Raw genomic sequence first — 25,219 nt, 5'->3', positions numbered from 1 at the left:
ATATACTTAAAAATTATTATAGAAGTAAATAATATTTGGTATTATTAATGTAATTGAATTCCTTCCAATGTAATTTGTCAATAAAATAAAGCACCTACTTTACGTCGGTACTTTATTTTATATAATATTAGAAGTTTTCTTTAAATCTTTTTGCAAATTCAATTATTAATTCATCCCTAAAATTAGGGTCTGCGATATTTATAAGTCTTCTTGCTCTTTCTTTTAATGTTTGTCCTTTTAAATGTGCTATACCATGTTCTGTAACGATATAATCGACATCTGTTCTTGAGGTCGTTACCGCACTTCCTTCTGTAAGGAATGGAACTATTTTGGATATAGTCCCTTTTTTGGCAGTAGAAGGGAATGCCAGTATTGATTTCCCGCCTTTTGAAAAAGCTGCACCTCTTATGAAGTCTACTTGTCCGCCTATACCGCTGAATTGTTTAAGTCCCATTGCTTCCGCACAGACTTGTCCCATTAAATCTACTTGAAGAGCAGAGTTAACAGAAACCATATTATCATTTTGACCTATTACTATAGGATTATTTACATATTCGATATCCATCATGCTTATGGCCGGATTGTCATGGACAAATTCGTATAGTTTTTGTGTTCCCATTAAAAATGCAACGACCATTTTTCCTTTATGTAAATTTTTCTTTTTACAGTTTATTACTCCCATTTCATATAGTTCCATGACTCCGTCAGAAATCATTTCCGAATGAATTCCGAGGTCTTTTTTATGAGTAAGAAATTTTAGTACTGCATCCGGTATTGCCCCTATACCGAGCTGAAGTGTATCACCGTCATTAATAAGTTTAGCACAGTTCTCACCGATTTTCATTTCCACATCCGTAATTTTAGGATTTGGAAGTTCGGGAACTTGTTCATCGTGTTCGACTATTACATCAATGTCATTTATATGTATAAATCCGTCTCCAAGAGTTCTCGGCATTTTTTTATTTACTTGTGCAATTACAAGTTTGGCAGCTTCTGCTGCCGGTTTTGTATAGTCACATGAAGTTCCAAAACTGCAAAATCCGTTTTCATCGGGAGGCGATACCGTAACCAAGGCTACATCAATAGGTAAGCTTGTTCTAAATAACTGAGGTATTTGATAAAAGAAGCATGGAGTAAAATCTCCTCTTCCTTCATATACTGCATTTCTTGTATTTCCACCTAGAAAAAATGCATTTAGTCTGAAGTGTTCTTTCATTTCTTCCTTTGCATATAGAGAATGTCCCATAGGAACCAGCTGAACGATCTCTACGTCTTTATAATCTTTGTGATGTTCAACCATTTTATCTACTACGTAAACAGGCTCTCCGACTGCATGGGCAATCACTACTCTATTTCCGGATTTTATAAATTTAACAGCTTCATCTCCGCTTTTGATTTTAGAGTTATATATTTGTTTTAAATCCATTTTTCTCTCCTTAATAAAAATATTGCACTGCTTTGACATAAGATATTGAGGTTAAATAAATCAAAGCAGTGCCCATTTAAAGAAAAGTTAGCTTTATTCCTTAATTCCTGCTATATCTTTTGCAAGTTCTTTTTTCATATTCATATTGCCCTGTCTTGCAATCATTATTCTCTGAGCCTGAGGTGAACCTGCACCATGAAGCGATTCTGTTCTGTATCCGACTGCTGCTGTTCCTAATGTTAAGTTTTCGATTAATCTTAATATTCTTAGTCTGTTTTCTGTAGATACACTTGATACGCCCTTGAAGTATTTTTCAACATATTTTCCTACTTCAGGAGATTTTAGATCTTTTTCTGAAGGCGCTGTAACCATGATGCCGCCGGCAATATCTTCTGCAAGTCTTGCGATTTCGTAAGGGAACCTCGTTACGTTTTGTTTACATACATTTGCAAGAAGTAAATCTATGATGTAATTTCCCGATTTTGTTTCCTGTCCTTCGGATGAGCAAGCAATACCGCAGCAATAAAGTGTTTCATTAAGATGAGTCATTTCTATTAATTTATCTTTGATGTGTGATGCTCTTGCGGCTCCGTTATACTCTGCTACAAGTGCAGATGCACCGATCAATACATCGCCAACACCAACTTTACATCCGCCGTAAGATTGTCTGTGATATCCTGCAAATCTTTCTACAAGCATTCCTGAAAAGTCATATTCACCGTTCATGAATATCCTGTCATTTGGAACAAATACATCATCAAATATTACAAGCGCTTCCATTCCGCCGTATTCTACATTACCGACATCTATATCTGAATCTTCCAGTTTTCTTGTATCGCAAGATTGTCTTCCTATTACCATTAAAATACCCTTTGTATCTGTAGGTACTGCGAAAGAAACCGCATAATCTTTATCATTTTCTCCCATGCTTACTGTCGGCATTACAAGTACTTCATGCGAATTTATAATCCCTGTTTGATGTGCTTTTGCTCCCCTTACAACAATCCCGTCTTCTCTTCTTTCTACTACTCTTAAATATAAATCAGGATCTTCCTGTGCCGAAGGTGCCAATCCTCTGTCTCCTTTAGGGTCTGTCATAGCTCCGTCAATTACTAGGTCTTCATCCTGACAGTATTTCATAAACTTTTTAAAGTTTTCATGATAATGTGTTCCGTATGCTTCATCTGTTTCATAAGTCGTACTGTAGACAGCATTAAAAGCGTCCATTCCTACACATCTTTGAAAACAAGATGCAGTCTTTTGTCCGCATAGACGCTGCATTTTTACCTTTTTAACTAGGTCGTCGGCACTTCTATGTATATTTGTAAATCTGTTTATCTTTCTTCCGTCATCTAAAGTAACTGTCATTAAGTCTTCATATTCAGGCATTAATGCTAAGTCATATGTAGCTCTTACAGAGTTAAGTGATGGTCTGAGTATTGGATTGTCTACCGGGTTTTCAACTTTTTTACCGAACATATAAACTTGTAAATTTAATTTCCTTATACTTTCTATATATTCTTTTCCTGTCATTAGTGGCATAATATTTACCTTCTTTCTTTTTTATTTGGGGTAGGTTGGTTTTATTTTTCTATAAATATATACAGCAAAACTCGTGCCAAGTAAACATTTAAGGTAAATAAAAGGTTTTGAAAAGTTTTAGTGTGGAAATATCTTGTTTTGTTGTCATATTTCATTGCAATAATGCAACAAAATAAAAATAATTTTAAATAAAAAAGCAGGTATTAAACCTGCATAATATTAATAGTATTTATTTTGTAGTATGACACTATGACTGCTAAGACAGATATCTCGCCCTATTTTGTATATCTCTTTCTCTTTCTTACAAAAGTAGACGGATCCATGTTCAAACTTGCCGCTGCATCTCTTACATTCTTATATTTTTTATATGCTTCATTTATATATTTAAGTTCTATACTTTCAACTAACTTTTTTAAATCTTTAGTTTCATTAAGTTCAATATTTTCAAAAGGGTTACTTTTAGGTGATATATTTAAAGGTAGATCCTTTGCATTTACTTTTTCTTTACTGCAAATAATCAGCCCTCTTTCAACGATGTTTCTGAGTTCTCTGATATTTCCTGGCCAGTCATAATTTTTTAATTTATCCAATGCACTTTCGCTGAACTTCTTGTTAAATCCGTATTTATCATTAAAATTATTTATAAATAAGTTTGTTAGTGGGATTATATCTTCTTTTCTTTCTCTTAGAGAGGGGATATATATAGGGAATACCATAAGTCTGTAATAAAGATCTTTTCTGAATAATTTTTTATCGACCATATCTTCCATATCTGCATTTGTTGCTGCAATTATCCTTACATCTATTTTAATTGGTTTTGTTCCGCCTATTCTCTCTATTTCCTGCTCCTGCAAAACTCTTAAAAGTTTCACTTGCATATTAAGAGGGAGTTCGCCGATTTCATCCAAGAATATCGTTCCTTTATCCGCGACTTCGAACAGTCCCGCTTTTCCGTTTTTATTTGCTCCCGTAAAAGCACCTTTTTCATATCCGAAAAGTTCGCTTTCAACAAGGTTTGGAGATATCGCACCGCAGTTGATTTTTATAAAAGGTTTATCTTTTCTGTTGCTGTTTTTATATATATGATTTGCAAACAGTTCTTTTCCTACTCCTGTGTCTCCAAGCAACATCACCGTTGCATCTAGTCCTGCTACTTTATCGGCAATGTTTAATGCTTCTATGGATTTTTTATCAACGCAGATGATATCGTCAACTATAGTCGGATTATTACTTATCGGACTTAATTTGTGTTCTCTATTTGTGTCTATTATTTGTTTTCTTCCGATTTCTTCTTTTAAATTATATATTTCGGTTAAATCTCGTACATTGGTTACTACCATGATTATGTCTCCGTTATCATCTATGACCGGAGAGCTTGTTATCAAGGCTTTTTTCCCTGTTTTAAATTCCTGCTGAAGTGTTATAGGTTTCTTTTTTTGCATGGCAAGCAATGAACCTGAAACGGAAATAACATTATTTTTTACTAAATCAAGCATATTTTTTCCGATGACTTCTTCTTTTTTTAGTCCTGTTATCATCTCATAAGATTTATTCGCTTTTATTGTATTTGCATTTCCGTCCGTTATATATATTCCGTCAAATGAATTTTCTATAATAGCATCTAACCTGTCATTTGCTTCCTGCAAATTATTAAAAATACTAAAGTTATTTGTGTCATTCTTTCCCATTTTTTTACCTCTGTTTCATTTTAACTCCTTTGTTGCAATAATGCAACTGTATTTTTGTTATAATATTGGTAATAAAAGTCATAATGATGTTTTATCTTTTTTTACTTGATATTATTTTGATATGAATATATAATGTGGTTATATTATCACGGAGGCAGTATTATGATCGATAAAATTGAAAAAGTACTTAATGAAAAAGTCAGACCTTCTCTTAACAGTCATGGGGGAGATGTAGTAATAAAGAGTTATGAAGATAATATACTTAGAATTCAGTTGATAGGAAGTTGTTCGGGATGCCCTGCTGCAAAAACCACTAACGAGGATTTGATTAAAAGCAGCGTCATGGAAGAAATCCCCGAAGTAAAAGATGTTATTTTAATTGAAGAAGTAAGTGAAGAACTGTTGGATTTTGCTAAAAAGATTTTAAAACATTAAGGGTATTTATGAAAGTATTTATAAAATATTGCGGGGGATGTAATCCGAGGTATGACAGGGTAAGAGAGTTAGATAATTTCAAAAGAAAATATAAAGATATTGAGTTTACTTATGATTACGATAATGATGTCGATATTTGTTTAATCGTATGCGGCTGTAATTCTGCTTGTGCAGATGTTAGTTTTATTGATAAGAATATAAAAACATATATTATTAAAAGTAAACGAGAATTAGAAGATATTAAGTTATAATATAAAGCCGAGTTTATCGGTTTTTTTATTATATTGTGATATAATATGTTTAGTTATGATTCGGGGGTATAAAAATGGATAAATATATGCTTTTAAAACTGATTTCTTTATGTGTATTCTTGATACTTTTAATATATGCACCTATATGGCTTACTTGGGTGTTCATAATGTATTTACTATTAAGATTAATAATATTTGTACTTCCGACAAAAGGAAATGATACTTCTATAGTTGGAAAAGAAAGTGCTTTGTTCGTTTTGGATTTACAAAAGTGTAATTCCAAAAATAAGAATGATTTTATAAAGAGAGTCAATAAGGAAATTAAAATTGCAAAGGATTTGGATTATAATATCATTTATATCAAAAATGTATTTGAATATTATGACATACTATTTTCTTTATTCACCATGGGCGGTGGATTTTTAAAAGGAAGCGGTGATACCGAATTTGCTGATAAACTAAATATAAAGAGTGAAAATATATTTATTAAACATAATCAGGATGCATTTACCAATAAAGAGTTATCTTCTTTTCTTGTAAATAATGATATTGGGGATATTTATATCTCCGGTCAGGATGCGAGAGCTTGTGTATTAAAAACAGCTGTCGGAGCAAAGAATAGAGGATATAATGTTAAAATCATAAGAAATGCCATAAATCCTAATGATAATAGTATTATAAATAAAATAGAAAGTAAAAATATTAAAGTAATAAATTCTTTAAAAGATAATAGGTAAAGATATGAGTGAGCTTAGAAAAATTCCCGGAGTTGGAGCTAAAACGGAAAAGGATTTAATAGAACTTGGGTATAGAACGATAAACTCTTTAAAAGGTGAAGATCCCGAAGAAATATACTTAAGGGACTGTGAAAGAAGAGGTTTTCAGATAGACAGATGTCAGCTTTATGTATATAGATGTGCAGTGTATTATGCAAATGACGGAAAAGACAAAGAAAATAAAAAATGGTGGGATTTTAAAGATAAATAGCAATTAATCCCATTTGACTTTTGTTTTATTAAATGTTAGAGTATCAGAGTAATTAAATAAACAAGCTAGGGGAGCCATTAGGCTGAGAAAACAATTTGTTCACCCTTACTACTTGATCCGGGTAATACCGGCGTAAGGAAGCTAAAGAATTTGTTAAACCCCTCCTGTTTATATAAAATAAGGGGGATTTTTTATGTCTTTTTTTATAACTTCTACTGATAATGGATATGTTCTTAACTCTGCGGGATATATAGCTTTAGTCATTTTATTTTTATCGGTTTTATGTATAGCTACATTTTTATCAAAGAAGAGAGAACAAAAAAGAAAAAATACAAAAGAGTTAGTATACTGTGCGATGATAATCGCTCTTGGGACCGTTGCATCATTCTTAAAAGTATATGAATTCCCATTTGGAGGTACTGTTACTTTATGCAGTACGCTGTTTGTATGTTTGGCAGGTTATTTTTACGGACCCGCCACAGGTGTTTTAACGGCAAGTGCATATGGTATCTTACAATTTATAGTCCAGCCTTATATAGTTTTTCCCCTTCAGGTATTGGTGGATTACTTATTTGCTTTTGGCTCTCTTGGTTTGTCGGGACTGTTTTATAAATCTAAAAACGGACTATTAAAGGGTTATTTGATCGGAGTTTTGTGCAGATATATATTTGCGGTGATTTCGGGATTGATTTTCTTTTTTGAATATGCATGGGAAGGTTGGGCAGCTTTACCATATTCTTTAGTGTATAATGGTATATATATCGGTGCGGAAGCTCTTTTGACTGTTATAATCATATCCGTGCCTGCGGTAAAAAAAGGACTTGAGCGAATTAAAATTAATGCATAGAGTATAATTATATTTTTTGATTTTTATATATTTAAAGCACTTACAAGTTGCATTTAGAAACGTCAAGTTGGTTCAAATGAAATGTAAGGATGTTATAATTAAATAGTAACGGAGGTGCTAATATGAAAACAGGAGAAAAAATAGCAAAATCGAGGAAAAATATCAACTTAACGCAGGATCAGCTGGCGGAAGTCCTTGATGTTTCAAGGCAAACTATTTCCAAATGGGAATCGGATATTGCTTATCCTGAAGCAGGTAAGCTTAAGCTTCTATCTGATACTTTAAATGTCAGTATAGATTACTTATTGAATGGTGAAGCAGAGGAAAATAAAGTTCCTGAAATGAAGCAGACATCAAATGGATATGAAGTAGACTGGTCTAAACTTTATCCTATTTTAAATAAATATGAAAAAGAGATAGATATAAATCATTATTTTGATCTCTTTAGTGATTTGATTAAAGAAGCGATGAAAAAATATAATTATTCATTGGAAGATGCAACCTTAGTTTTAAAAGATATTTATTATAAGGCATATCTTAAATTAAAAGAAGAAGAAAATAAATAAAAAGAACCCTTATGGGTTCTTTTTATTCGTCATAAACTGTTGTTATTATTGGTTTTCCTTCTCTGTCAAGTAAAGGTGTCAGTCCTCCGGAATAACCATTTACATGATATAAATAATTCACACCGGTATTTCTGTCTACCCAAATTTCAGTTACAGTCATTGTTCCTTGTGAATAGGTCTTTTTAAATCTTGCTTCTTTCATTTATTTACCTACTTATTACTTCTTCTCCAAATGTTCATGTTTTCAGCGTCTTTTATAAGTTCATCTCTAAAATCAGGATGTGCAATACTTATGAGTGCTTCTGCTTTTTGCCATGTAGAAAGACCCTTTAAGTTGACTTTACCATATTCAGTTACTACATAATGAGTATTGGCTCTTGTATCGGTAACTACTGAACCAGGATGTAGTGTAGGAAGAATACGAGATTTTAGTTCGCCTTGTTTATTTTTAAATGTTGAAGATAAACAGATAAAGCTCTTTCCGCCTTTTGACAGATAAGCGCCAAGAACGAAGTCAAGTTGTCCGCCTGCACCGCTTATTTGTTTTGTTCCTGATGTTTCAGAGCTGACTTGTCCGAATAAATCAATATCTACAGCATTATTTATAGATATGAAATTATCGTGAGCAGAGATGATTCTTACATCATTTGTATAATCAACGGGAGCAGACATACATTCAGGATTGTTGTCTAAGTAATCATATAATTTATTAGTTCCCGCACCAAAAGCGTATGTTTGACGGAATCTGTTTAAGTTTTTCTTTGAACCGTTAATTTTTCCTGCATTTGCAATATCGACAAAACCGTCAACAAACATTTCTGTATGAACACCTAAATCTTTTAAATCTGATTCAGCAATCAAAGAACCTACGGCATTTGGCATGCCACCTATACCAAGCTGTAAACAAGCTCCGTTTGGTATTTCTTCAACGATAAGTTTTGCCACTGTCTTATCAACTTCCGTTGCGGCACCGCCGCCGCCCATTTCTGCCATCGGAGGATTGTCTCCTTCAATTATCATGTCAACTTTGGAAATATGAATTGCTTCTTCGTAACCGCCAAGACATCTAGGTACATTTTCATTTACTTCAACAATGACTTTTTTTGCATTTTCACATGCTGCCATTAGATGTGAGGCACTTGGTCCGAAACTAAAATATCCGTGGTTATCCATCGGTGCAACTTGCATAACCGCAATATCTGCTCCGGGAGTATTTCCGTCTCTGTAGTATCTTGGAAGTTCGGAGTAACGAATAGGTGCATAGAATGAGAATCCTTTTGCTATAGCTTTTCTTTCTATTCCTCCCATATGCCATGAGTTCCATGTAAAATGTTCTTTTGCATTATCTACTTTAAAAATTTCAGGTTCCCACATTAAAATACCACCCCTAATATTTAAGTCTTTTAGGTTTGGCATTATTTTTGCAAGTTCCTTATCAAATGCTACGGGAGTAGTCGTTGTCCATCCGTAGTCAATCCAATCTCCTGATTTTACTGCTTTTACCGCCTCAGCTGCGGTAACTAATTTTTGTCCATATTCTTGTTTAAAATCCATACTAACATCCTTTCAATTATTAAAATGTAAATATATTTTATCATTTATAAGCATTTTCGGTCAATAGTTTATAGGTGGAAAATCAGTAAAATTTTACTGATTTTTTTTCATTTTGCTTGTTACCCTTATATCAGGACCAAAAAATTTTAAATATTTAAAATTGCTTACTATTCTTGAATATATTCTTGATTTGTATTTTTCTCTTATTTCATTTAAGGTAAGATTAGTTGTCATAATCATTTTTTTATTATAAGTCATTTTATAGTCTATTAACTTAAGTATTTCGTTATTCACATAATCACTCTGCGTTTCAATGCCAAGGTCATCTAAAATAAGCAGATCCACATCGAGAATTTCTTTTTTCTTTTTTTCCAAATCGGGATCGTTAAAACTTTTAATTATATCTTCAAACTCTTTTGCCGTTAGGCAAATTACACTGTAACCTTTATTTAACAGAATTTTTCCCGTAGCTGCTGCCAAAAATGTTTTTCCGCTTCCTACTTTACCTGACATTAATAATCCAAGAATATTTTTTTCATCTTCAAATGTATTAATAAATTTAAGAGATTGTTCTTTGTTTTTTATTATATTTTCTCTCGGCGTTATTTGATATTTTCTTTTGTCATTGTCAAATAAGTTTTCATCAAAATTATCGAAACTTCCGTCTCTGAATAAAATACTGTTTTTGTTTTTTCTTTTTTTAAGATATTCTTTTAGGCAAGTACACATTTCATTATTAACATAACCGCTGTCTTTACATTTTTCGCAGTCATATTTGATACTTAAATAATTTTTATCAAAGCCTAATTTTTCAAGTTCTGTTTTTAGCTTATTGTTTAATTCTTTATTTCTCTTTTCAAAAATTTCATTTGATATATCATTCATACATGCATAAAGTCCGTAAGCATTTATTTCATCAATGATAGCTTTTATTGACGGATAATTTTTACACATTATATCTATTTTATTACTTAATTCTTTTTCTTTTACTTTTCTCTTATTATTGAAATTACTTATACTGATTTCTTTATCTTCCATGATTATTCTCCGCTCATCATTCTTTCAATATCTTCTTCGCTGTAATATTCATAATCAAGGTCACTTTGAATAGTTTCTTTTTTACTGTTATTTTGTGTTTTTGCATATTTATTTTGTTTAGGTTTTGTATCTTTATCTGTATTTATGTACATATTATAGATTATTTTATCTACATATTTAAAGCTTGGACGATTTGTTGAGATTGTTTCGTCGCAGGCTTTTAAAATCTGTTCCATGTTTAATTTATATTCATCAAACCATTTGTCAACCAAAGCTTCTTCCGGCTTTGTAATAAAAGAACCTCTGGTATTAAGACCAAGATATTTAAATATTTGCTGATATTCCTGATATCTTTTATCGCTTTTACTAAATTCTGTTGCAGCTTCATCAAAGGTTTTAATTCCCTTTGAATAAAAATCCATAGCGACTGCATTCCAGTATTTTCTCTGTTTTATTTTTCTTTTTATCAAACATGTATTTACTATTAATTTAACCGTTTCGGCACTGAAAGAGTATTCTTCCATCCAGTCGGAAAACATTTCCATTTCCTGATGTGAAATGGGTCTTCCAAGTCCTCCTTCTTCCATTGGAGCTTCAAATTCCTGACTTAAATCTTCGAAAAGATTTTGTTTTTTAGCATTATATTCTATAGTTTCGGAGTATGAACCATTTTTTTTGAATTTTTCCGGAGTAAATATCATTGTGGAAATATTTTTGTATTGTATCACATAATTTCTTTTATCAGTATGCATAAATGTGATAACTTGTTTTTCGTGCCAGTATCTAAATGCTTTTACGACATCGGCTTCGCTCATTCCCAAAGTATTTGCTATTTTTCTGTTTGAAGGCATATCCTCAATAGAATTTTGAGTACACTTTAGTCCGTAAAGATATACTTTGACATAATCCCCCCTTGCCATAGGCATAAAGTGATTGATAAACATATTCTCTACTATTGTTACTCCGATATCATCATTATTATTTACAAGTTCAAATCTATTCATTAAAATTTCTCCAAAATAAAGTAAAACAATTATAGCATATTTTGTAACTTTAGTGTAGAATATATATTGTTATTGTATTTTATTTTTATGAGGTAGAAAATGATTAATGAACTTAAAGTTTCCGATAAGGTCTTTGACAATTTCTTATTGAAAGGCGTCACTCTACGTAAGACTAGAAACGGAAAAGACTATTTGGATATAATATTAAAAGATAAAAGCGGAGAGATCCCTGCAAAGCTATGGAATGTAGATCCTACTATGAAAGACGTTTTTTCGGTAGGAGATACGGTTAAAGTCGGAGGAGAAGTAGACAGTTTTGGTTCTAATCCACAGGTTAAAATCGAGAGTATCGAGAAGGTAGAGCTAAATGATGAAGATATGGCTAAGCTCGTTGAAACAGCTCCTTTGAATTCTGATAAAATGTATGACGATATAATCGATACAATAGAGAATATAAAAAATGAAGATATTAAAATAATTACCAAAACGCTTACGGAAAAATATAAAGATAAATTTAAGAGTTATCCCGCAGCAAAATCTTTTCATCACGCTATGAAGAGCGGGCTTATGTATCATACATATACTATGCTTACGAATGCAAAGAAACTCACCGATACATATAAATTTTTAAATAAGGATTTGGTATTTGCCGGAGTTATCTTACATGATATATGTAAGACTGAAGAAATGGAGTGTAATGATATCGGTGTTGTCGAGTCATACAGCACTGACGGACAGTTGCTTGGACATATAATTCAGTGTGTATGTGAGATAGACAATGTAAGCAGGACATTGAGTATAAACAGTGAAGTTCCTTCTTTATTAAAGCATATGATTCTGTCTCATCACTATCATCCGGAATTCGGTTCTCCGAAATATCCTATGATACCCGAAGCTGAAATACTACATTACTTAGATATTCTGGATTCAAGGATGAACCAAATGGAAACCGCATTTAATAACACAAATGAAAATGAATTTTCAAGCAGAGTAAGAATGCTTGATAACAGAAATATTTATCACTATACACTTGATAATAAGGAGGAAGATTAATTATGACTGTACAAATGAGTGCACTTTTAGTAGTATTCATGATTGGATATTTCGGAATGCTGGCAATTAAGCTTGGAGGTTATATTAAAAATAATAAGAAGCTGGGGAAAATGGTTTATGAGGCTCCAAAGGGGCTTGAAAACACTGATTTTAAACAACAATTATTATATTTGATTTTAATCATAGCAGGTATATTGATTTTGGATTTCTTGCATTTTTTAAATGAGACCTTATTTTTCTATTTGATAGGAATTATAGGTGTCTATTTTGGATTTGCTACATATTCGCTGTTCATGTGCGTTTTAGGCGGCAGAGGTATGTACGAGTGGGGAGTTCGAACAATGACCGGTGCACTTACATATGATAATATGGATTCTTATGAAATCGAACAAAGAAAAAAACATAAAGGTCTTATCGTAAAATATAAACCTAAGTCAGGGTTTTTAAATGCTACGCAAATAATGTTTATAGATTATGACGATAAGGACGAAATAAATAGGATCTCAAGACTTAATGTCGGAAAAGAAAAGGGTAAATCTGCATATGCTTATGCACCGACACCAAACAAGAAAAAAAGAGGCAAACGTAAAAAATAAAGACTGCTATGCAGTCTTTTTATTTTGTCTTTTATGGGAAATGTCACCTGGCTTTACGGGATTTTACACTCCTTTAACTATATAATACTTTAAAGGCGTGTAATCCACCCAAGCTTATTATTTATCTTATAAAATTTTCTAAATAATTTAATTTATAATATCCAAATATTTAAATGCCAGAAATGAGCAAAATATCCAAATCTAAAATTGCAATTTATAAAGAATGAGTAATCTTCATTTGGATAAGAGGGAAACGCGTTCTATGGATTATTCTCTTATAATTTCTTCCTTATTTCTTGGATTAAGTTTAAAACATTCGTGTCGTAAATCCAGCGCATATAATAGGTCTTCGTTCTTTTGTACAATTTCAAAAACCTTCGTAATCATATCATCATCTTTATTTCTAAAATATCCTTCATGTATTTATTTATATTATATATTGTATAGTTTGATTGTAAATGGTCTCACGCTTAAATCAATATTTGGTATAAAGCCCAATTCTTTATACACTTTATTCTAAACTTCATCATATTTATTATTATCTAAAATCATATTTGTTCTCCCAATATTTGATTTAATAATACTATAGCCTACTTTTATTCTGTTTTCTTATTAAAAAACATTTAAAATAAATAATAAGTTCTAAATTAGGGGCGCGGAATCTGCCGAAGGCAGGCGTAGTGCCCCATAAAAATATTTATTGTTTTAATAATTGATTTTAAGTATCAAATTTTTATAAATATTGACAAGCATTTTCTTTACATAGAATATAGCAATTTAATATTCATTATGATATAATTTAAAAGTTAATCGGGAAATATTTATAAATTTTAGGAAATATTTATTTTAGGAGAAAAAAATGTTTAAAGAAGATACAATCGCTGCAATAGCTACACCCTCAGGGTATGGCGGTATTTCTATTATTAGGATCAGCGGAAGTGAAGCATTTAAAGTTTGTGATAGAGTCTTTAAAATGAAAAAAGGTTCTATTTTTGATGTTCCTAAAAATACTATAAACTACGGTCATGTCGTAGATAAAGATACAAATGAAATAATAGATGAAGTCCTCGTTTCAAAAATGTGCGAACCTCATTCATTTACTGCGGAAGATGTCATTGAAATCAACTGCCACGGAGGAATGAGTGTTACAAAAGATATACTTAACTTGGTACTCAAAAAAGGAGCAAGGCTTGCCGAAGCGGGGGAATTCACTAAAAGAGCTTTTTTAAACGGTAGGATAGATTTGGTTCAGGCAGAAGCGATAAGCGATATTATCACAGCTAAAACATCTAATTTTGCAAAGAGCGCAATGAGCTCTCTTAAAGGAGATTTATCTAAGCGTATAGATGATATAAAAGCTGATATTACTAATATGCTTGCGAGACTGGAAGTCACTATTCAATATCCGGAATATGATGAAGAAGATTTAACAAATAATGAAATAGTGGAATTAATAAATTCCATGAAATCTAAACTTAATAAAATTATTGCTACTTTTGAAAAAGGAGAGATTTTAAAAGACGGAATAAATGTCGCTATAATAGGAAAACCAAATGTTGGAAAATCTCAGCTTTTAAATGCACTTATAAATGAAAATAAAGCTATTGTGACCGAAGAAGCCGGTACTACAAGGGACATTGTGGACGAAGTAGTAAATATAAAAGGTGTTCCTATTAAATTTATAGACACTGCGGGAATTAGAAATGCGGACAGTAAAGTTGAAAAAATCGGCATAGATAAATCAATTGAAATGCTTGAAGAAAGTAATATTATTTTATTTTGTATAGATACATCAAGAGCTCTTGACACTGAAGATATGGATATAATAAAAATGCTTCCTGATGATAAGGAAATATTGGTTGTGCTCAATAAAATGGATTTGAATACAAATATGGATACGATCAAAGCATTTGAGAATTATAAAACAGTTGAAATTTCTGCTCTTAAAAAAGAGGGGATAGAAAAAATAGAAAATAAGATATATGAACTTGCCGGATTAACTGAAGATGATGAAGTAGGAAATACACTGGTAAGTAATGTAAGACATAAAAATCTTTTGATTGGGGCAAGAGAAGATTTTGATAATGCTATTAAAATGATAAATGAAGGGCTTGAGGTGGATCTTGCAGAGATAGATATAAATTCGGCTTTAGACAAGCTCGGGGGTATCACTGGAGAGACAACAAGCGAAGATATAATAGATGAAATATTTAAAAATTTCTGTTTAGGAAAGTAGAGGATATAATGAGTTTTTTAGCTGGTGAATATGATGTTATAGTAATAGGTGCCGGACATGCGGGATGTGAAGCGGCACTTGCAAGTGCAAGAAAAGGAAGCCGTACTCTTCTTTTAACACTTAATTTAGATGCTCTTGCGATGATGCCTTGTAACCCTTCAATAGGAGGGACGGGAAAGGGACATTTGGTCAGAGAAATAGATGCACTTGGCGGAGAAATGGGTAAAAACATAGATAAGACTTTTATTCAAACAAAGACTCTTAATACTGCTAAAGGTGTTGCGGTTCAGTCTCTTAGAGCACAAGCTGATAAGAAAAAGTATCAGGAAGAGATGAAATTTGTAATTGAAAACACCGATAATCTGGATTTGAAACAGCAGGAGGCAGTGGAAATACTTACTGAAGACGAAAAAGTAAGCGGTGTCATCACTCATACCGGAGCAGTGTATAAGACCAAAGCTATAGTTATTTGTTCGGGAACATATTTGAAAGGCAGGATTATAATAGGTGATGTAAGCTATTCCGGAGGTCCGAATGGTATTTTCCCTGCGAATAAGTTAAGCGACAGTTTAAAAAAACTGGGATTTAAACTATTAAGACTAAAGACGGGGACTCCTGCAAGGGTAAATAAAAGAAGTATAGATTTTTCAAAAATGGAAGTTCAGTTTGGAGATAAGGAAATAACTCCTTTTTCTTTTGAAAATGAGGATAAAGATTTAGACTATGATGAGCAGCCATGTTATCTTGCTTATACCAATGAAAAGACACATGAAGTTATTAAAGATAATCTGCATCGTTCACCTCTATACAGCGGAAATATCACAGGTATAGGACCGAGATATTGTCCCAGTATAGAAGATAAAATAGTTAGATTTGCAGATAAGGAAAGACATCAGCTATTTGTTGAACCTGAAGGTCTCAATACGAATGAAATGTATCTTCAGGGGATGAGTTCATCTCTTCCCGAAGATGTTCAGGTCAAGTTCTTAAGAACCATTAAAGGTCTTGAAAATGTGGAAATAATGAGAGTAGCTTATGCCATTGAATATGATGCCGTAGAACCGACTCAAATAGCGTTATCCCTTGAAAGTAAAGTAGTTAAAGGATTATTTACTGCCGGACAAATAAACGGGACCAGTGGGTATGAGGAGGCTGCAGCACAGGGACTTATTGCAGGTATCAATGCAAGTAACTATGTTCAAAATAAAGAACCTCTTATTTTAGACAGGGCGAGCAGTTATATTGGAGTTCTTATTGACGATATTACAACAAAAGGAACGAAAGAACCTTATAGGATGTTTACTTCAAGGGTCGAATACAGACTTCTTTTAAGACAGGATAATGCGGACTTAAGACTTACTCCTTATGGTTATGAACAGGGGCTGATAAGTAAGGAAAGATATGAAAATCTTTTGAAATATGAAGAAACTGTGAATAAAGAAAAGGCAAGACTTAAAGAAGTAAAAATCACTCCAAGTAATGAAAATAATCAGAAATTGACTGAAATAGGAACGACACCTTTAAGAAACACCATAACAGTATATGACCTTATAAAAAGACCTAAAATAAGCTATGATGATACAGAAATATTTGATGAAAACAGGGCTGAGCTTTCAAGGCGAGTTAAGCAGCAAGTTGAAATTCAAATAAAATATCATGATTATATTTTAAAGCAGCAAGCAAGCATTGATAAGTTTAAGTCCATGGAGAAGAAAGTACTTCCCGAGGATATAAATTATAATGAAATAAAGAATTTGAGATTGGAAGCAAGGCAAAAACTTGAAGATATAAGGCCGAAAAATTTAGGACAGGCTTCGAGGATATCCGGAGTTTCTCCATCAGATATAAATGTACTTTTAATAGAACTTGCAAAGAATAAATAGTAGGGGGATAGAAGTGACAAACGTAAAAAAAGTTAAAGAACTAGATATATCACTGATTTCAGCAAACAAAGATCAACCAAGGAAATATTTCGATGAAGAAAGTATTAAAGAGCTTTCAGAGTCTATAAAAAGTCTCGGGATAATTCAGCCAATTACAGTTAGACAAAAAGGATTTAATGCTTATGAAGTAGTCAGCGGCGAAAGACGACTGAGGGCAAGCAGACTTGCCGGACTAAGTAAAATTCCTTGTATCATAGTTTCTATCAACAGCGAAGAAAATGATTTGATAGCTTTAATAGAAAATATACAAAGAGAAAATTTAAACTTTTATGAAGAAGCTTTAAGTTATAAGAAAATAATGAGCGAATATGGAATGAGTCAGGAAGAACTTGCAGGGAGGATAGGTAAAAAGCAATCTACTATTTCTAATTTAGTTAGACTTTTAAATCTCGATGAGGAGGTCCTTCAGATAATCATTGAAAATAATCTTACTCAGCGTCATGCCAGATGTTTGCTTTCTCTGCCTGACAGTAATATGAGATTAAAAGCTGCAAAGGAAATTGCGAAGAAAGATTTAAATGTAAAGAACTCAGAGCTTTTAGTTGAAAGATTAAAGCAGGAAGTTGTTATTAATTCTTCTAAAACCAATGTTAAAAATATTTTTAATTATAAAATTTATACAAATACTATAAAACAAGCATATAAGAGTATTTTTAACACCGGACTTGAATGTGATTACAAAGAAAAAGACTTTGATGACAGGATAGAAGTTGTCATTACAATTCCTAAAAAATAAAATTAAAAAGTTACAAAAAGCATGTGGAATCAATCTGTATGCTTTTTTTGTAACTTAATAAAAACTTAATATTTGATTTACTTTATCTTCATTGCTATGATTGTCGAAATTTGTTATAATCTCATCATTACATTGATATATTAAGAGGATAAAAGACATGAATTTAGAAAAATTAAATCAGAAAAAATATATTATAGCTGGAATTGTATTAGTATCGCTTTTCTTAGTGATTAAGATTATTCTTTCTCCGATCATTTTTGCAAGTGGTTCTATGGATTTAGAGATAAACAGTAAGCTTAATGCAAAGGATAATATAAAGATAACCTTTTTTGGTTCTAAAGATGCAGTTTTGATCGATGACAGCGAAGTAGATACAAATAAGATAGGCACATATACTCTGATATATAAATATCGGGGAAAAGAGTATCCTATAAAGGTAAATGTGGTGGATACCGTGGCTCCTCAGTTTGAAACGGTTCCTTTAAAAATAGAATCCGGAGTAAAAATATCGCCGAAAAGTTTGGTTAAAAATATAAAGGATGCTACTAAAACTACTATTAAATTTGATAAAGAATATACATTTGAAGATAAGGGTGAATACAAAGTAGGCGTAGCTGTAACAGATGAATGCGGAAATGAGACTGTTAAATATACTAAAATATATGTAGTTAAAGATGAAACCCCTCCCGTCATCTCTAATATCGAACCTATTAATGTAGTTGAGAGCGGAGCTTTGAATTTAAAAAAAGGAGTGAGTGTAAAAGATGATTACGATCCTGCTCCTAAGTTAATTATAAATGAAAATAATGTAGATATAAAAAAAGCCGGTAGTTATAAAGTAATATATAAAGTTACTGACAGATCCGGTAATATTGATTTAAAAGAAAGAACAGTAAATGTAGTAAAAAAAATAGGGACTACAAAGGAAAGCAAGAAAAAAATAGTATACCTGACATTTGATGACGGACCTTCCGCAAATACAAAGGAAATATTAGATATTTTAGATAAGTATAATGTAAAAGCAACATTTTTTGTTACGGGTAACGGTAAAAAATATAATAATTTAATCAAAGTCGCACACGATAAAGGACATACCATTGCTCTTCATACATATACTCATAATTATAAAAAAGTCTATAAATCAGAAAAAGCATATTTTGAGGATTTAAATAAACTTGAAAATATGATAAAAGGTATAATCGGATATTCTCCTAAATATATTCGTTTTCCCGGAGGTTCTTCAAATACCGTGAGCAGGGCTTATAAAAAAGGCATTATGTCAAAGCTCACAAAGGAAGTCGTAAACAGAGGATATCAGTATTATGATTGGAACTGTGATTCAACAGATGCTTCCGGTAATGAAGTTGCTGTAGGCACGTTAGTAAAAAATGCGACGATGTGTAAAGAGAAAAATATAAATATTCTTTTTCACGATACGGACGCAAAAGATACAACAGTAAAATCTCTTCCAAAGATAATTAAAAAATATAAGAAAAGAGGCTATATATTTAAAGCCATAGATGAAAAATCTTATGCTCCTCATCATGGAGTAAATAATTAATAATTAAAGGACATGCTTAATGCATGTCTTTTTTATTTGTTCCACCGCGAAATATGAGCAAGTATATTATTTAAAAATTATATAATTCTATTTGTTTGTTTTAGTCATAAAAATCATGAAGATATTTGATTATTTTTGAAAGAATTTTTTTGATTTATTTATTAAATAACAGTTGACTTTTTACTCTAATTGGATTATTATAAAAGCGTAATAAGAACAATATTTCAAATACTGAACAAATGTAAAAATAAAATATATAGAAATAAATTTCAATAAGCAAAATAGGAGGAAATTTCATGAAAAAAGTTTTCGATGACACACGATTAATGGTAAAAGTATGTGACCTTTATTACAACAACGATATGAGACAAGAAGAGATTGCACAAAAACTTGAAATTTCCAGAGCTACAATTTCAAGGATTCTTAAAAATGCTAAGAACGAAGGGATTGTAAAAATTGAAGTTATTAATCCACTGAAAAATAATTATTATAAGCTGGAAAAAGCCTTGGAAGAAAAGTTCGGACTTCATGAAGTTATTATAGCTTCCGATGCCGTTGATGTAGCTTATGAACAGGATTATTTAGGAAAAGCTTGTGCCTCATACCTTCAAAGAGCGTTAAAGGACGGCGAGGTCGTCGGACTTTCCATGGGTAAAACGATAAAAACAATTGCTCCTCACATTAGACAAGAAAAACCTAGAAATATCTCTTTCATACCTCTCCTTGGAGGTATGGGGCAAGTAGGTATAGAGTATCACTGTAATCAAGTCGTAATTGATTTTTCGAGAGCATTTGGAGGGGAATATCATCTTCTTCATGCTCCGGCTATGATACTTGATAAAAATTTAATGGATAGCCTTAAAAACGATATACACATTAAGCAGGTCCTCGATTTAATGGATAATATGACTACAGCGGTTGTTGGTATAGGAACGGCGGTTGAAGGTTCTACTATGATGGAGACCGGATATTATAATAATGAAGATATAGATGAAATGAGAAATATGGGCATAGTAGGTGATATATGCCTTCAGATGTATGATATAAACGGAGATACAAACTATTCTTATAATAAATATGTTTTTGGATTTAAGATCGATAATTTGAGAAAAATCAAAAGAGTGGTAGGAATAAGTTCCGGTAGAGAAAAGTTAGATGCGATTTACGGGGCTATAAACGGAAAACTTATAAATGTTTTGGTAACCAATGCAGAAACTGCAAAGTTATTACTCGATAAATAGATTTGAAAGGATAATAAATAATATGTGGAAAATATTTTTAGCTGCATTTGTACTTATGATTTTTAATTCTTTACTTACATATAAACAGGCTAAGAATTTCAGCGTTTCATTTAATGAAGTACATAAGTACGGAAATGTCAGTGTAGGAAAAGATAAACAGTATTTCGTATATGGGGTCATTGTTATACTTGCATGCGATAATAACGGACTTGTTACCAAAGGACAAATGATGAATGGATTTAGTGTGTTTGCAAGATTTAAACCATTTAATGATTTGGTTGGCAGATCTATTTATGAAATAAAAACAGAAGAGCAATTAAAAGTTAAAACTTTTAGAAGTAAAAAAAGAAGAGAAAAAGGAAGTGCTTTACTTCAGGCAGTCAATGGGCTTATAGGAGTTTTGGAAAAAAGTAAAGCAGAAGAAGTATGAGAAGAAAAGCTAATAGGAGGTGATACGGTAGCGGAAAATGCATAGATATATTTTGTATGTTAAGACAAAAGTCTTTCATAGAATATAAAAAATAATAGAAAGGAGAATTTTAATGGAATTCTTAACAAAACTTGCAGAAGGTTTTATCGGATTATTTAATGCAGGAGGAGAGCAATTTATCGGCTGGGTAACCGGAATTATCCCTACACTTATTGTTTTGATAACAGCTATTAACGCTCTTATTAAAATAATCGGTGAAGAAAGAGTTGATAAGTTCATGAAGGTACTATCAAAAAGTTTTATCACAAGATATACTTTGATGCCTATACTTGCTATGTTCTTCTTATGTAACCCAATGGCATATTCTTTCGGTCGTTTCTTAAAAGAAGAACACAAGGTTGCATTCTATGATTCTACGGTTTCATTCTGCCATCCGATAACAGGATTATTCCCACATGCAAATGCCGGTGAACTTTTCGTTTTCTTGGGTATTGCGAACGGTCTAACTAAGTTAAATCTTAGTACTACACCTTTGGCACTACGATATTTCTTGGTTGGTGTTGTTGTAATCTTAATCAGAGGCGTTGTAACAGAAAGAATTTACGCAATCATGAACAAGAAAAGCGTAAACGCATAGAAAGGAGAAATAAAAGTGAGTAAATTTAAAGCCGTTATAATTGAAAAAGGATCACAGGGTTGGGGTGGACCGTTAGTTATACAACCAACAGAAAAGAAAAATAAGATAGCCAGTGTTACAGGCGGTGGTATACATCCCGTTGCACAGTATATAGCCGATTTAACAGGCGCAGAAGCAATAGATGCATTTTCAACAGGGGTACCTGATGATGAAATGGCAGTTGTTGTAGTAGACTGCGGCGGTACTGCAAGATGCGGAGTATATCCTAGAAAAGGCGTATTGACCGTTAACTTGGAACCGGGCGGAGCAACCGGACCTCTTGCTCAGTACATACATGAAGATAATTACGTTTCGGACGTAAGCGAAAAAGAAGTTTCGTTATATGACGGAGAAGTAAAAGTAGACACTCCTGAACCTGAAGTAACAGCTGATAGTTCAGAATCATCTGCAAAAGAAGATGCTACAGGCGGACAAAAGGGATTTATCGGAGTAGTTTCTAAAATAGGTAAAGCGGTTGGCGGAGTTGTAAATAAATTCTTTGCAGCAGGTAGAGATGCTATTGACACGACAATAAGAAATATTTTACCATTCATGGCATTCGTTAGTATGCTTCTTGGTATCATCACAGCATCGGGTATCGGTGATATTATTGCTAAGGCAATCAGTCCACTGGCTGGTTCATTACCTGGAATGATCTTACTATCCGTTATTTGTGCAATCCCATTCTTATCACCAGTTCTCGGACCGGGCGCTGTTATTGCTCAGGTAGTCGGTGTTTTAGTCGGTGCTGAAATAGCAAAAGGAAATATCCCTCCAAGTTATGCACTTCCTGCATTATTTGCAATAGATGCTCAAGTTGGTGCAGACTTTGTACCGGTTGGTTTATCACTTGGGGAAGCAGAACCTTCAACAGTTGAAATCGGGGTACCTGCAATGCTATTCTCAAGACTTATAACAGGTCCTCTTGCAGTAGTAATTGCATACTTATTCTCATTTGGACTATATTAATAATTTGAAATCATAAAAAAATTTACATAAGGAAAGTTAGGGTATGGATTATAAATCAAAAATAATTGGATTTGGCGATATCGCGTTGGATTTTTTGGAAGAAAAAATGCTTATCTTATTTAATGAAGATGCACCATTGGAACTTGCAGAATTATCTGTTCTTCATGAAAAAAAGGAACTTGACAGTGAAATAAAGGTTGGGGATTTTATGTCTTTGGGAGACGATGATTATGTTGTCACAGCTGTAGGAGCTGAAGCGAACGATACATTTAAGATGCTTGGACATTGCTGTTTGGTGTTCGGCGGTAAAGATGAGGTTGAACTTCCGGGACAAATTCAATTAAAAGGTGAAAAACTTCCTGAGTTAAAACAGGGAGATTATATTCAAATAAAATTTTTAGGAGGACATAAATAGATATGTTAAGAATGAATTATAAGCTAGCTGAACTGGAAGAAAAAAATGCTCCTATTATGACCAGTATAATAGGAGCGGGACAAATGGGCAGGGGCATGACCAGTCAAATGATCAGGATGAAAGGTATGAAACCCGCTGTAGTAGCCGACATTAATATCGATAATGTCGTTGCCGCATTTGAAAACTCTGGATTAACCAAAGATGACTATATTATAACAAATAAATTGAGTGAAGCCAATACTTACTTGGAAAAAGGAAAGTATATTGCTACGGAAAATTCTGAAATTGGTGCAAAAGCTAATCTTATTGCTGCCGCAGTAGACGCGACGGGAGTTCCTGAAGTAGGTGCAAAAGTCGCTATCGACTCTATAAATGAAGGCAAACATATCTGTATGCTCAACGTTGAAACCGATGTAGTTATCGGTCCTATGCTTAAAAAATTAGCTGATAATGCCGGCGTTATTTATACCGGAAGTGCAGGGGATGAACCGGGTGCAGTAAAGGAATTATATGATTTCGCAACTGCAGCAGGTTTTGATGTAAGAGTTATAGGTAAAGGTAAAAATAATGCTATAGATTTAGATGCAAACCCTACTTCTTTAGCAGAATATGCAGCTAAGAGAGGCGTTAGTCCTAAGATGCAGACTGCATTTACAGACGGTACAAAGACAATGGTAGAACTTACGGCTATGGCTAACTCCACAGGCTTTATACCTGATATAAGGGGCGGACACGGTCCTGAAGCAGAAGTAAAAGATTTACCGAACTTATTCAGACCTACAAGTGAAGGCGGTATCCTTGAAAACGGATATGGAAAAGTTGAATGGGTCAACGGGATAGCACCTGGTGTATTTGTAATCATTTCAAGTGATCTTCCGTTCGTTAAACATGAAATGAATTACTTAAGCATGGGAGAAGGTCCTAACTGGGTACTTTATAGACCATATCATTTATGTTCTTTGGAAACTCCATTAACAGTTGCTAAAGCTGTTTTAGATAACATTTCTACATTGGTTCCTATGGACGGCGGACTTGTTTGCGAAACCGTTGCTGTTGCTAAAAAAGATTTAAAAGCAGGCGAAATGTTAGACGGTATCGGTGGATATACTGTTTACGGAACAGTTGATACTCATCAGAATATGCTTAATGATAATGCAGTTCCATTAGGCGTTATTACTAAGAATACAAAACTTGTTAAAGACGTTAAGAAGGGACAGACTATTACATATGACATGGTATCATTAGACGATAATTCTTTGATAGTTCAGCTTAGAAAATTACAAGATAGATTCTTCGGATAAAATATAATAAATAATTAAAATTGTTACAACTTGCAAAAAAAGACCTCGGCGTTGAGGTCTTTTTAAATAGATATTATTTTATTCCAGTCTTTCAAAAAGTGCTAAAACTTTTTCATACTGAGGAAAATCACTAGGTAAGATTATTGCATATCCGTTTGCAACCTTAACATTTTCTGTTATATCGCTTCCAAGTGATTCCATTGTAAGTTTCCCGTCTTTTTCTGCGTTTTTATATTGATCACTGTCTTTGTCAAACGCATATAATTCAAGTGTTTTACCGTCTGCAGATAATTTATATCCCGATTTTGCACCTACAAGTTCAAACATTGTTTCTTCCTCTGTTGCTTTAATTCCTAAATTTGCTATTTCTGTCTTGAATTCCTCTGCTGTGATTGGATTTTCCTTAGGCTGTTCACTATCTGTATTACTGCCGCCGCAGGCAACAAAAGAAACCGCCATAAGACCGATTAAAAGTACTGCTATGATTTTTTTTAATTTCATGATTTCCCCTCCTGAATGAAACTATATTTTTATTTGATTTTATCATATAAAGTAGTATATAGCAAGTAATGCATAGCTTATTATTTATAATAATAAATGTATATTTTGATATAACAATTTAAAATAATTTAGTATAAATGACAATATTGTGACTTGTTTTTAACATTGACAGAAAACGTTTTCTAAGGTAATATATAAGTATAAATATAATGTTTTTTGAACG

At 32.6% G+C, this 25,219-nt stretch carries 27 protein-coding genes, 1 pseudogene and 1 riboswitch; of the genes and pseudogenes, 18 read left to right on the top strand and 10 right to left on the bottom strand.

Annotated elements, in window-relative coordinates; translation table 11 throughout:
- Positions 1-127: 127 nt before the first annotated feature.
- The 3 genes from Q0516_RS05650 to Q0516_RS05640 all read right to left on the bottom strand — a co-directional run bounded on the left by Q0516_RS05650 (position 128) and on the right by Q0516_RS05640 (position 4,656).
- Positions 128-1,426: an acetyl-CoA hydrolase/transferase C-terminal domain-containing protein gene (locus Q0516_RS05650; RefSeq protein ID WP_294464135.1), complete on the bottom strand. Its 1,299-nt coding sequence runs from the start codon at positions 1,424-1,426 to the stop codon at positions 128-130.
- Positions 1,427-1,519: 93 nt separating this feature from the next.
- Positions 1,520-2,968, bottom strand: coding sequence for a 4-hydroxyphenylacetate 3-hydroxylase family protein (locus Q0516_RS05645; RefSeq protein ID WP_294464130.1), 1,449 nt, complete (start codon positions 2,966-2,968; stop codon positions 1,520-1,522).
- 275 nt (positions 2,969-3,243) lie between these two features.
- Positions 3,244-4,656: a sigma 54-interacting transcriptional regulator gene (locus Q0516_RS05640; RefSeq protein ID WP_294464125.1), complete on the bottom strand. Its 1,413-nt coding sequence runs from the start codon at positions 4,654-4,656 to the stop codon at positions 3,244-3,246.
- A gap of 162 nt (positions 4,657-4,818) precedes the next feature.
- Between Q0516_RS05640 and Q0516_RS05635 the strand changes: the two genes are divergently transcribed.
- From Q0516_RS05635 to Q0516_RS05610, 6 genes are all read left to right on the top strand, one after another.
- Entirely contained in the window at positions 4,819-5,091 is a 273-nt protein-coding gene (locus tag Q0516_RS05635; protein ID WP_294464121.1) for a NifU family protein, read from the top strand.
- An 8-nt stretch (positions 5,092-5,099) separates the two neighbouring features.
- Complete coding sequence (locus Q0516_RS05630; RefSeq protein ID WP_257480908.1) at positions 5,100-5,342, top strand: hypothetical protein; 243 nt, start codon at positions 5,100-5,102, stop codon at positions 5,340-5,342.
- A 74-nt stretch (positions 5,343-5,416) separates the two neighbouring features.
- The gene (locus Q0516_RS05625; RefSeq protein ID WP_294464117.1) at positions 5,417-6,079 is read left to right on the top strand and encodes an isochorismatase family cysteine hydrolase; all 663 of its coding nucleotides are present in this window, start codon (positions 5,417-5,419) and stop codon (positions 6,077-6,079) included.
- 4 nt (positions 6,080-6,083) lie between these two features.
- Positions 6,084-6,329 (top strand): helix-hairpin-helix domain-containing protein, encoded by a 246-nt coding sequence (locus tag Q0516_RS05620; RefSeq protein WP_257480910.1) that lies wholly within the window; start codon positions 6,084-6,086, stop codon positions 6,327-6,329.
- 57 nt (positions 6,330-6,386) lie between these two features.
- A riboswitch (TPP riboswitch) is annotated at positions 6,387-6,485 on the top strand.
- Positions 6,486-6,522: 37 nt separating this feature from the next.
- Complete coding sequence (locus Q0516_RS05615) at positions 6,523-7,176, top strand: energy-coupled thiamine transporter ThiT (RefSeq protein ID WP_294464113.1); 654 nt, start codon at positions 6,523-6,525, stop codon at positions 7,174-7,176.
- A gap of 122 nt (positions 7,177-7,298) precedes the next feature.
- The gene (locus Q0516_RS05610) at positions 7,299-7,742 is read left to right on the top strand and encodes a helix-turn-helix transcriptional regulator (RefSeq protein ID WP_294464110.1); all 444 of its coding nucleotides are present in this window, start codon (positions 7,299-7,301) and stop codon (positions 7,740-7,742) included.
- A 22-nt stretch (positions 7,743-7,764) separates the two neighbouring features.
- Here Q0516_RS05610 and Q0516_RS05605 read toward each other — a convergent pair whose 3' ends face one another.
- The 4 genes from Q0516_RS05605 to Q0516_RS05590 form a co-directional block, all read right to left on the bottom strand.
- Positions 7,765-7,944, bottom strand: coding sequence for a DUF6440 family protein (locus tag Q0516_RS05605; RefSeq protein WP_294464106.1), 180 nt, complete (start codon positions 7,942-7,944; stop codon positions 7,765-7,767).
- 8 nt (positions 7,945-7,952) lie between these two features.
- Complete coding sequence (locus Q0516_RS05600) at positions 7,953-9,296, bottom strand: butyryl-CoA:acetate CoA-transferase (protein ID WP_294464104.1); 1,344 nt, start codon at positions 9,294-9,296, stop codon at positions 7,953-7,955.
- Positions 9,297-9,389: 93 nt separating this feature from the next.
- Entirely contained in the window at positions 9,390-10,334 is a 945-nt protein-coding gene (locus Q0516_RS05595) for an ATP-binding protein (RefSeq protein WP_294464102.1), read from the bottom strand.
- A gap of 2 nt (positions 10,335-10,336) precedes the next feature.
- Positions 10,337-11,338, bottom strand: coding sequence for a DnaD domain protein (locus tag Q0516_RS05590; RefSeq protein WP_257480916.1), 1,002 nt, complete (start codon positions 11,336-11,338; stop codon positions 10,337-10,339).
- Between the two features lie 99 nt (positions 11,339-11,437).
- Between Q0516_RS05590 and Q0516_RS05585 the strand changes: the two genes are divergently transcribed.
- Both Q0516_RS05585 and Q0516_RS05580 read left to right on the top strand, forming a co-directional pair.
- Complete coding sequence (locus tag Q0516_RS05585) at positions 11,438-12,391, top strand: OB-fold nucleic acid binding domain-containing protein (RefSeq protein WP_294464096.1); 954 nt, start codon at positions 11,438-11,440, stop codon at positions 12,389-12,391.
- Between the two features lie 2 nt (positions 12,392-12,393).
- Positions 12,394-12,987: a hypothetical protein gene (locus Q0516_RS05580; RefSeq protein ID WP_294464092.1), complete on the top strand. Its 594-nt coding sequence runs from the start codon at positions 12,394-12,396 to the stop codon at positions 12,985-12,987.
- A gap of 152 nt (positions 12,988-13,139) precedes the next feature.
- Here the strand turns inward: Q0516_RS05580 and Q0516_RS10835 are convergent.
- A pseudogene (locus Q0516_RS10835) lies at positions 13,140-13,229 on the bottom strand (DUF2716 domain-containing protein); the annotation flags it as partial.
- A 25-nt stretch (positions 13,230-13,254) separates the two neighbouring features.
- The gene (locus Q0516_RS05575) at positions 13,255-13,374 is read right to left on the bottom strand and encodes a DUF2716 domain-containing protein (RefSeq protein ID WP_294464090.1); all 120 of its coding nucleotides are present in this window, start codon (positions 13,372-13,374) and stop codon (positions 13,255-13,257) included.
- Positions 13,375-13,846: 472 nt separating this feature from the next.
- Here Q0516_RS05575 and mnmE point away from each other — a divergent pair, with 472 nt between their 5' ends.
- The 10 genes from mnmE (at position 13,847) to Q0516_RS05525 (ending at position 24,495) form a co-directional block, all read left to right on the top strand.
- Complete coding sequence (gene mnmE, locus Q0516_RS05570) at positions 13,847-15,223, top strand: tRNA uridine-5-carboxymethylaminomethyl(34) synthesis GTPase MnmE (RefSeq protein WP_294464088.1); 1,377 nt, start codon at positions 13,847-13,849, stop codon at positions 15,221-15,223.
- 8 nt (positions 15,224-15,231) lie between these two features.
- Positions 15,232-17,106, top strand: a complete 1,875-nt coding sequence (gene mnmG, locus Q0516_RS05565) for a tRNA uridine-5-carboxymethylaminomethyl(34) synthesis enzyme MnmG (protein WP_294464084.1) — start codon at positions 15,232-15,234, stop codon at positions 17,104-17,106.
- Positions 17,107-17,119: 13 nt separating this feature from the next.
- Entirely contained in the window at positions 17,120-17,902 is a 783-nt protein-coding gene (locus Q0516_RS05560; protein WP_257479773.1) for a ParB/RepB/Spo0J family partition protein, read from the top strand.
- A 157-nt stretch (positions 17,903-18,059) separates the two neighbouring features.
- Positions 18,060-19,463, top strand: a complete 1,404-nt coding sequence (locus tag Q0516_RS05555; protein WP_294464080.1) for a polysaccharide deacetylase — start codon at positions 18,060-18,062, stop codon at positions 19,461-19,463.
- A gap of 296 nt (positions 19,464-19,759) precedes the next feature.
- Positions 19,760-20,704, top strand: a complete 945-nt coding sequence (locus Q0516_RS05550) for a sugar-binding transcriptional regulator (RefSeq protein WP_294464077.1) — start codon at positions 19,760-19,762, stop codon at positions 20,702-20,704.
- Positions 20,670-21,134: a transcriptional regulator GutM gene (locus Q0516_RS05545; RefSeq protein WP_299237537.1), complete on the top strand. Its 465-nt coding sequence runs from the start codon at positions 20,670-20,672 to the stop codon at positions 21,132-21,134. The genes Q0516_RS05550 and Q0516_RS05545 overlap by 35 nt, the downstream gene beginning before the upstream one ends.
- 112 nt (positions 21,135-21,246) lie before the next feature.
- A complete protein-coding gene (locus Q0516_RS05540; protein ID WP_256146393.1) occupies positions 21,247-21,771 on the top strand; it encodes a PTS glucitol/sorbitol transporter subunit IIC in 525 nt (174 codons plus the stop codon).
- Between the two features lie 15 nt (positions 21,772-21,786).
- Positions 21,787-22,779: a PTS glucitol/sorbitol transporter subunit IIB gene (locus Q0516_RS05535; protein ID WP_256146392.1), complete on the top strand. Its 993-nt coding sequence runs from the start codon at positions 21,787-21,789 to the stop codon at positions 22,777-22,779.
- Positions 22,780-22,822: 43 nt separating this feature from the next.
- On the top strand, positions 22,823-23,194 hold the full coding sequence (locus Q0516_RS05530) for a PTS glucitol/sorbitol transporter subunit IIA (RefSeq protein WP_256146391.1): 372 nt from the start codon (positions 22,823-22,825) through the stop codon (positions 23,192-23,194).
- Between the two features lie 2 nt (positions 23,195-23,196).
- On the top strand, positions 23,197-24,495 hold the full coding sequence (locus tag Q0516_RS05525; RefSeq protein WP_257479779.1) for an SAF domain-containing protein: 1,299 nt from the start codon (positions 23,197-23,199) through the stop codon (positions 24,493-24,495).
- A 78-nt stretch (positions 24,496-24,573) separates the two neighbouring features.
- Here the strand turns inward: Q0516_RS05525 and Q0516_RS05520 are convergent, their stop codons facing one another.
- Entirely contained in the window at positions 24,574-24,996 is a 423-nt protein-coding gene (locus Q0516_RS05520) for a hypothetical protein (RefSeq protein WP_294464039.1), read from the bottom strand.
- Positions 24,997-25,219: the final 223 nt, after the last annotated feature.

It is taken from the genome of uncultured Anaerofustis sp. (assembly GCF_938029165.1).
GTDB lineage: Bacteria > Bacillota > Clostridia > Eubacteriales > Anaerofustaceae > Anaerofustis.
The sequence above is the reverse complement of the archived record's forward strand: the minus strand, read 5'-3'. Positions and strand labels throughout refer to the sequence as shown.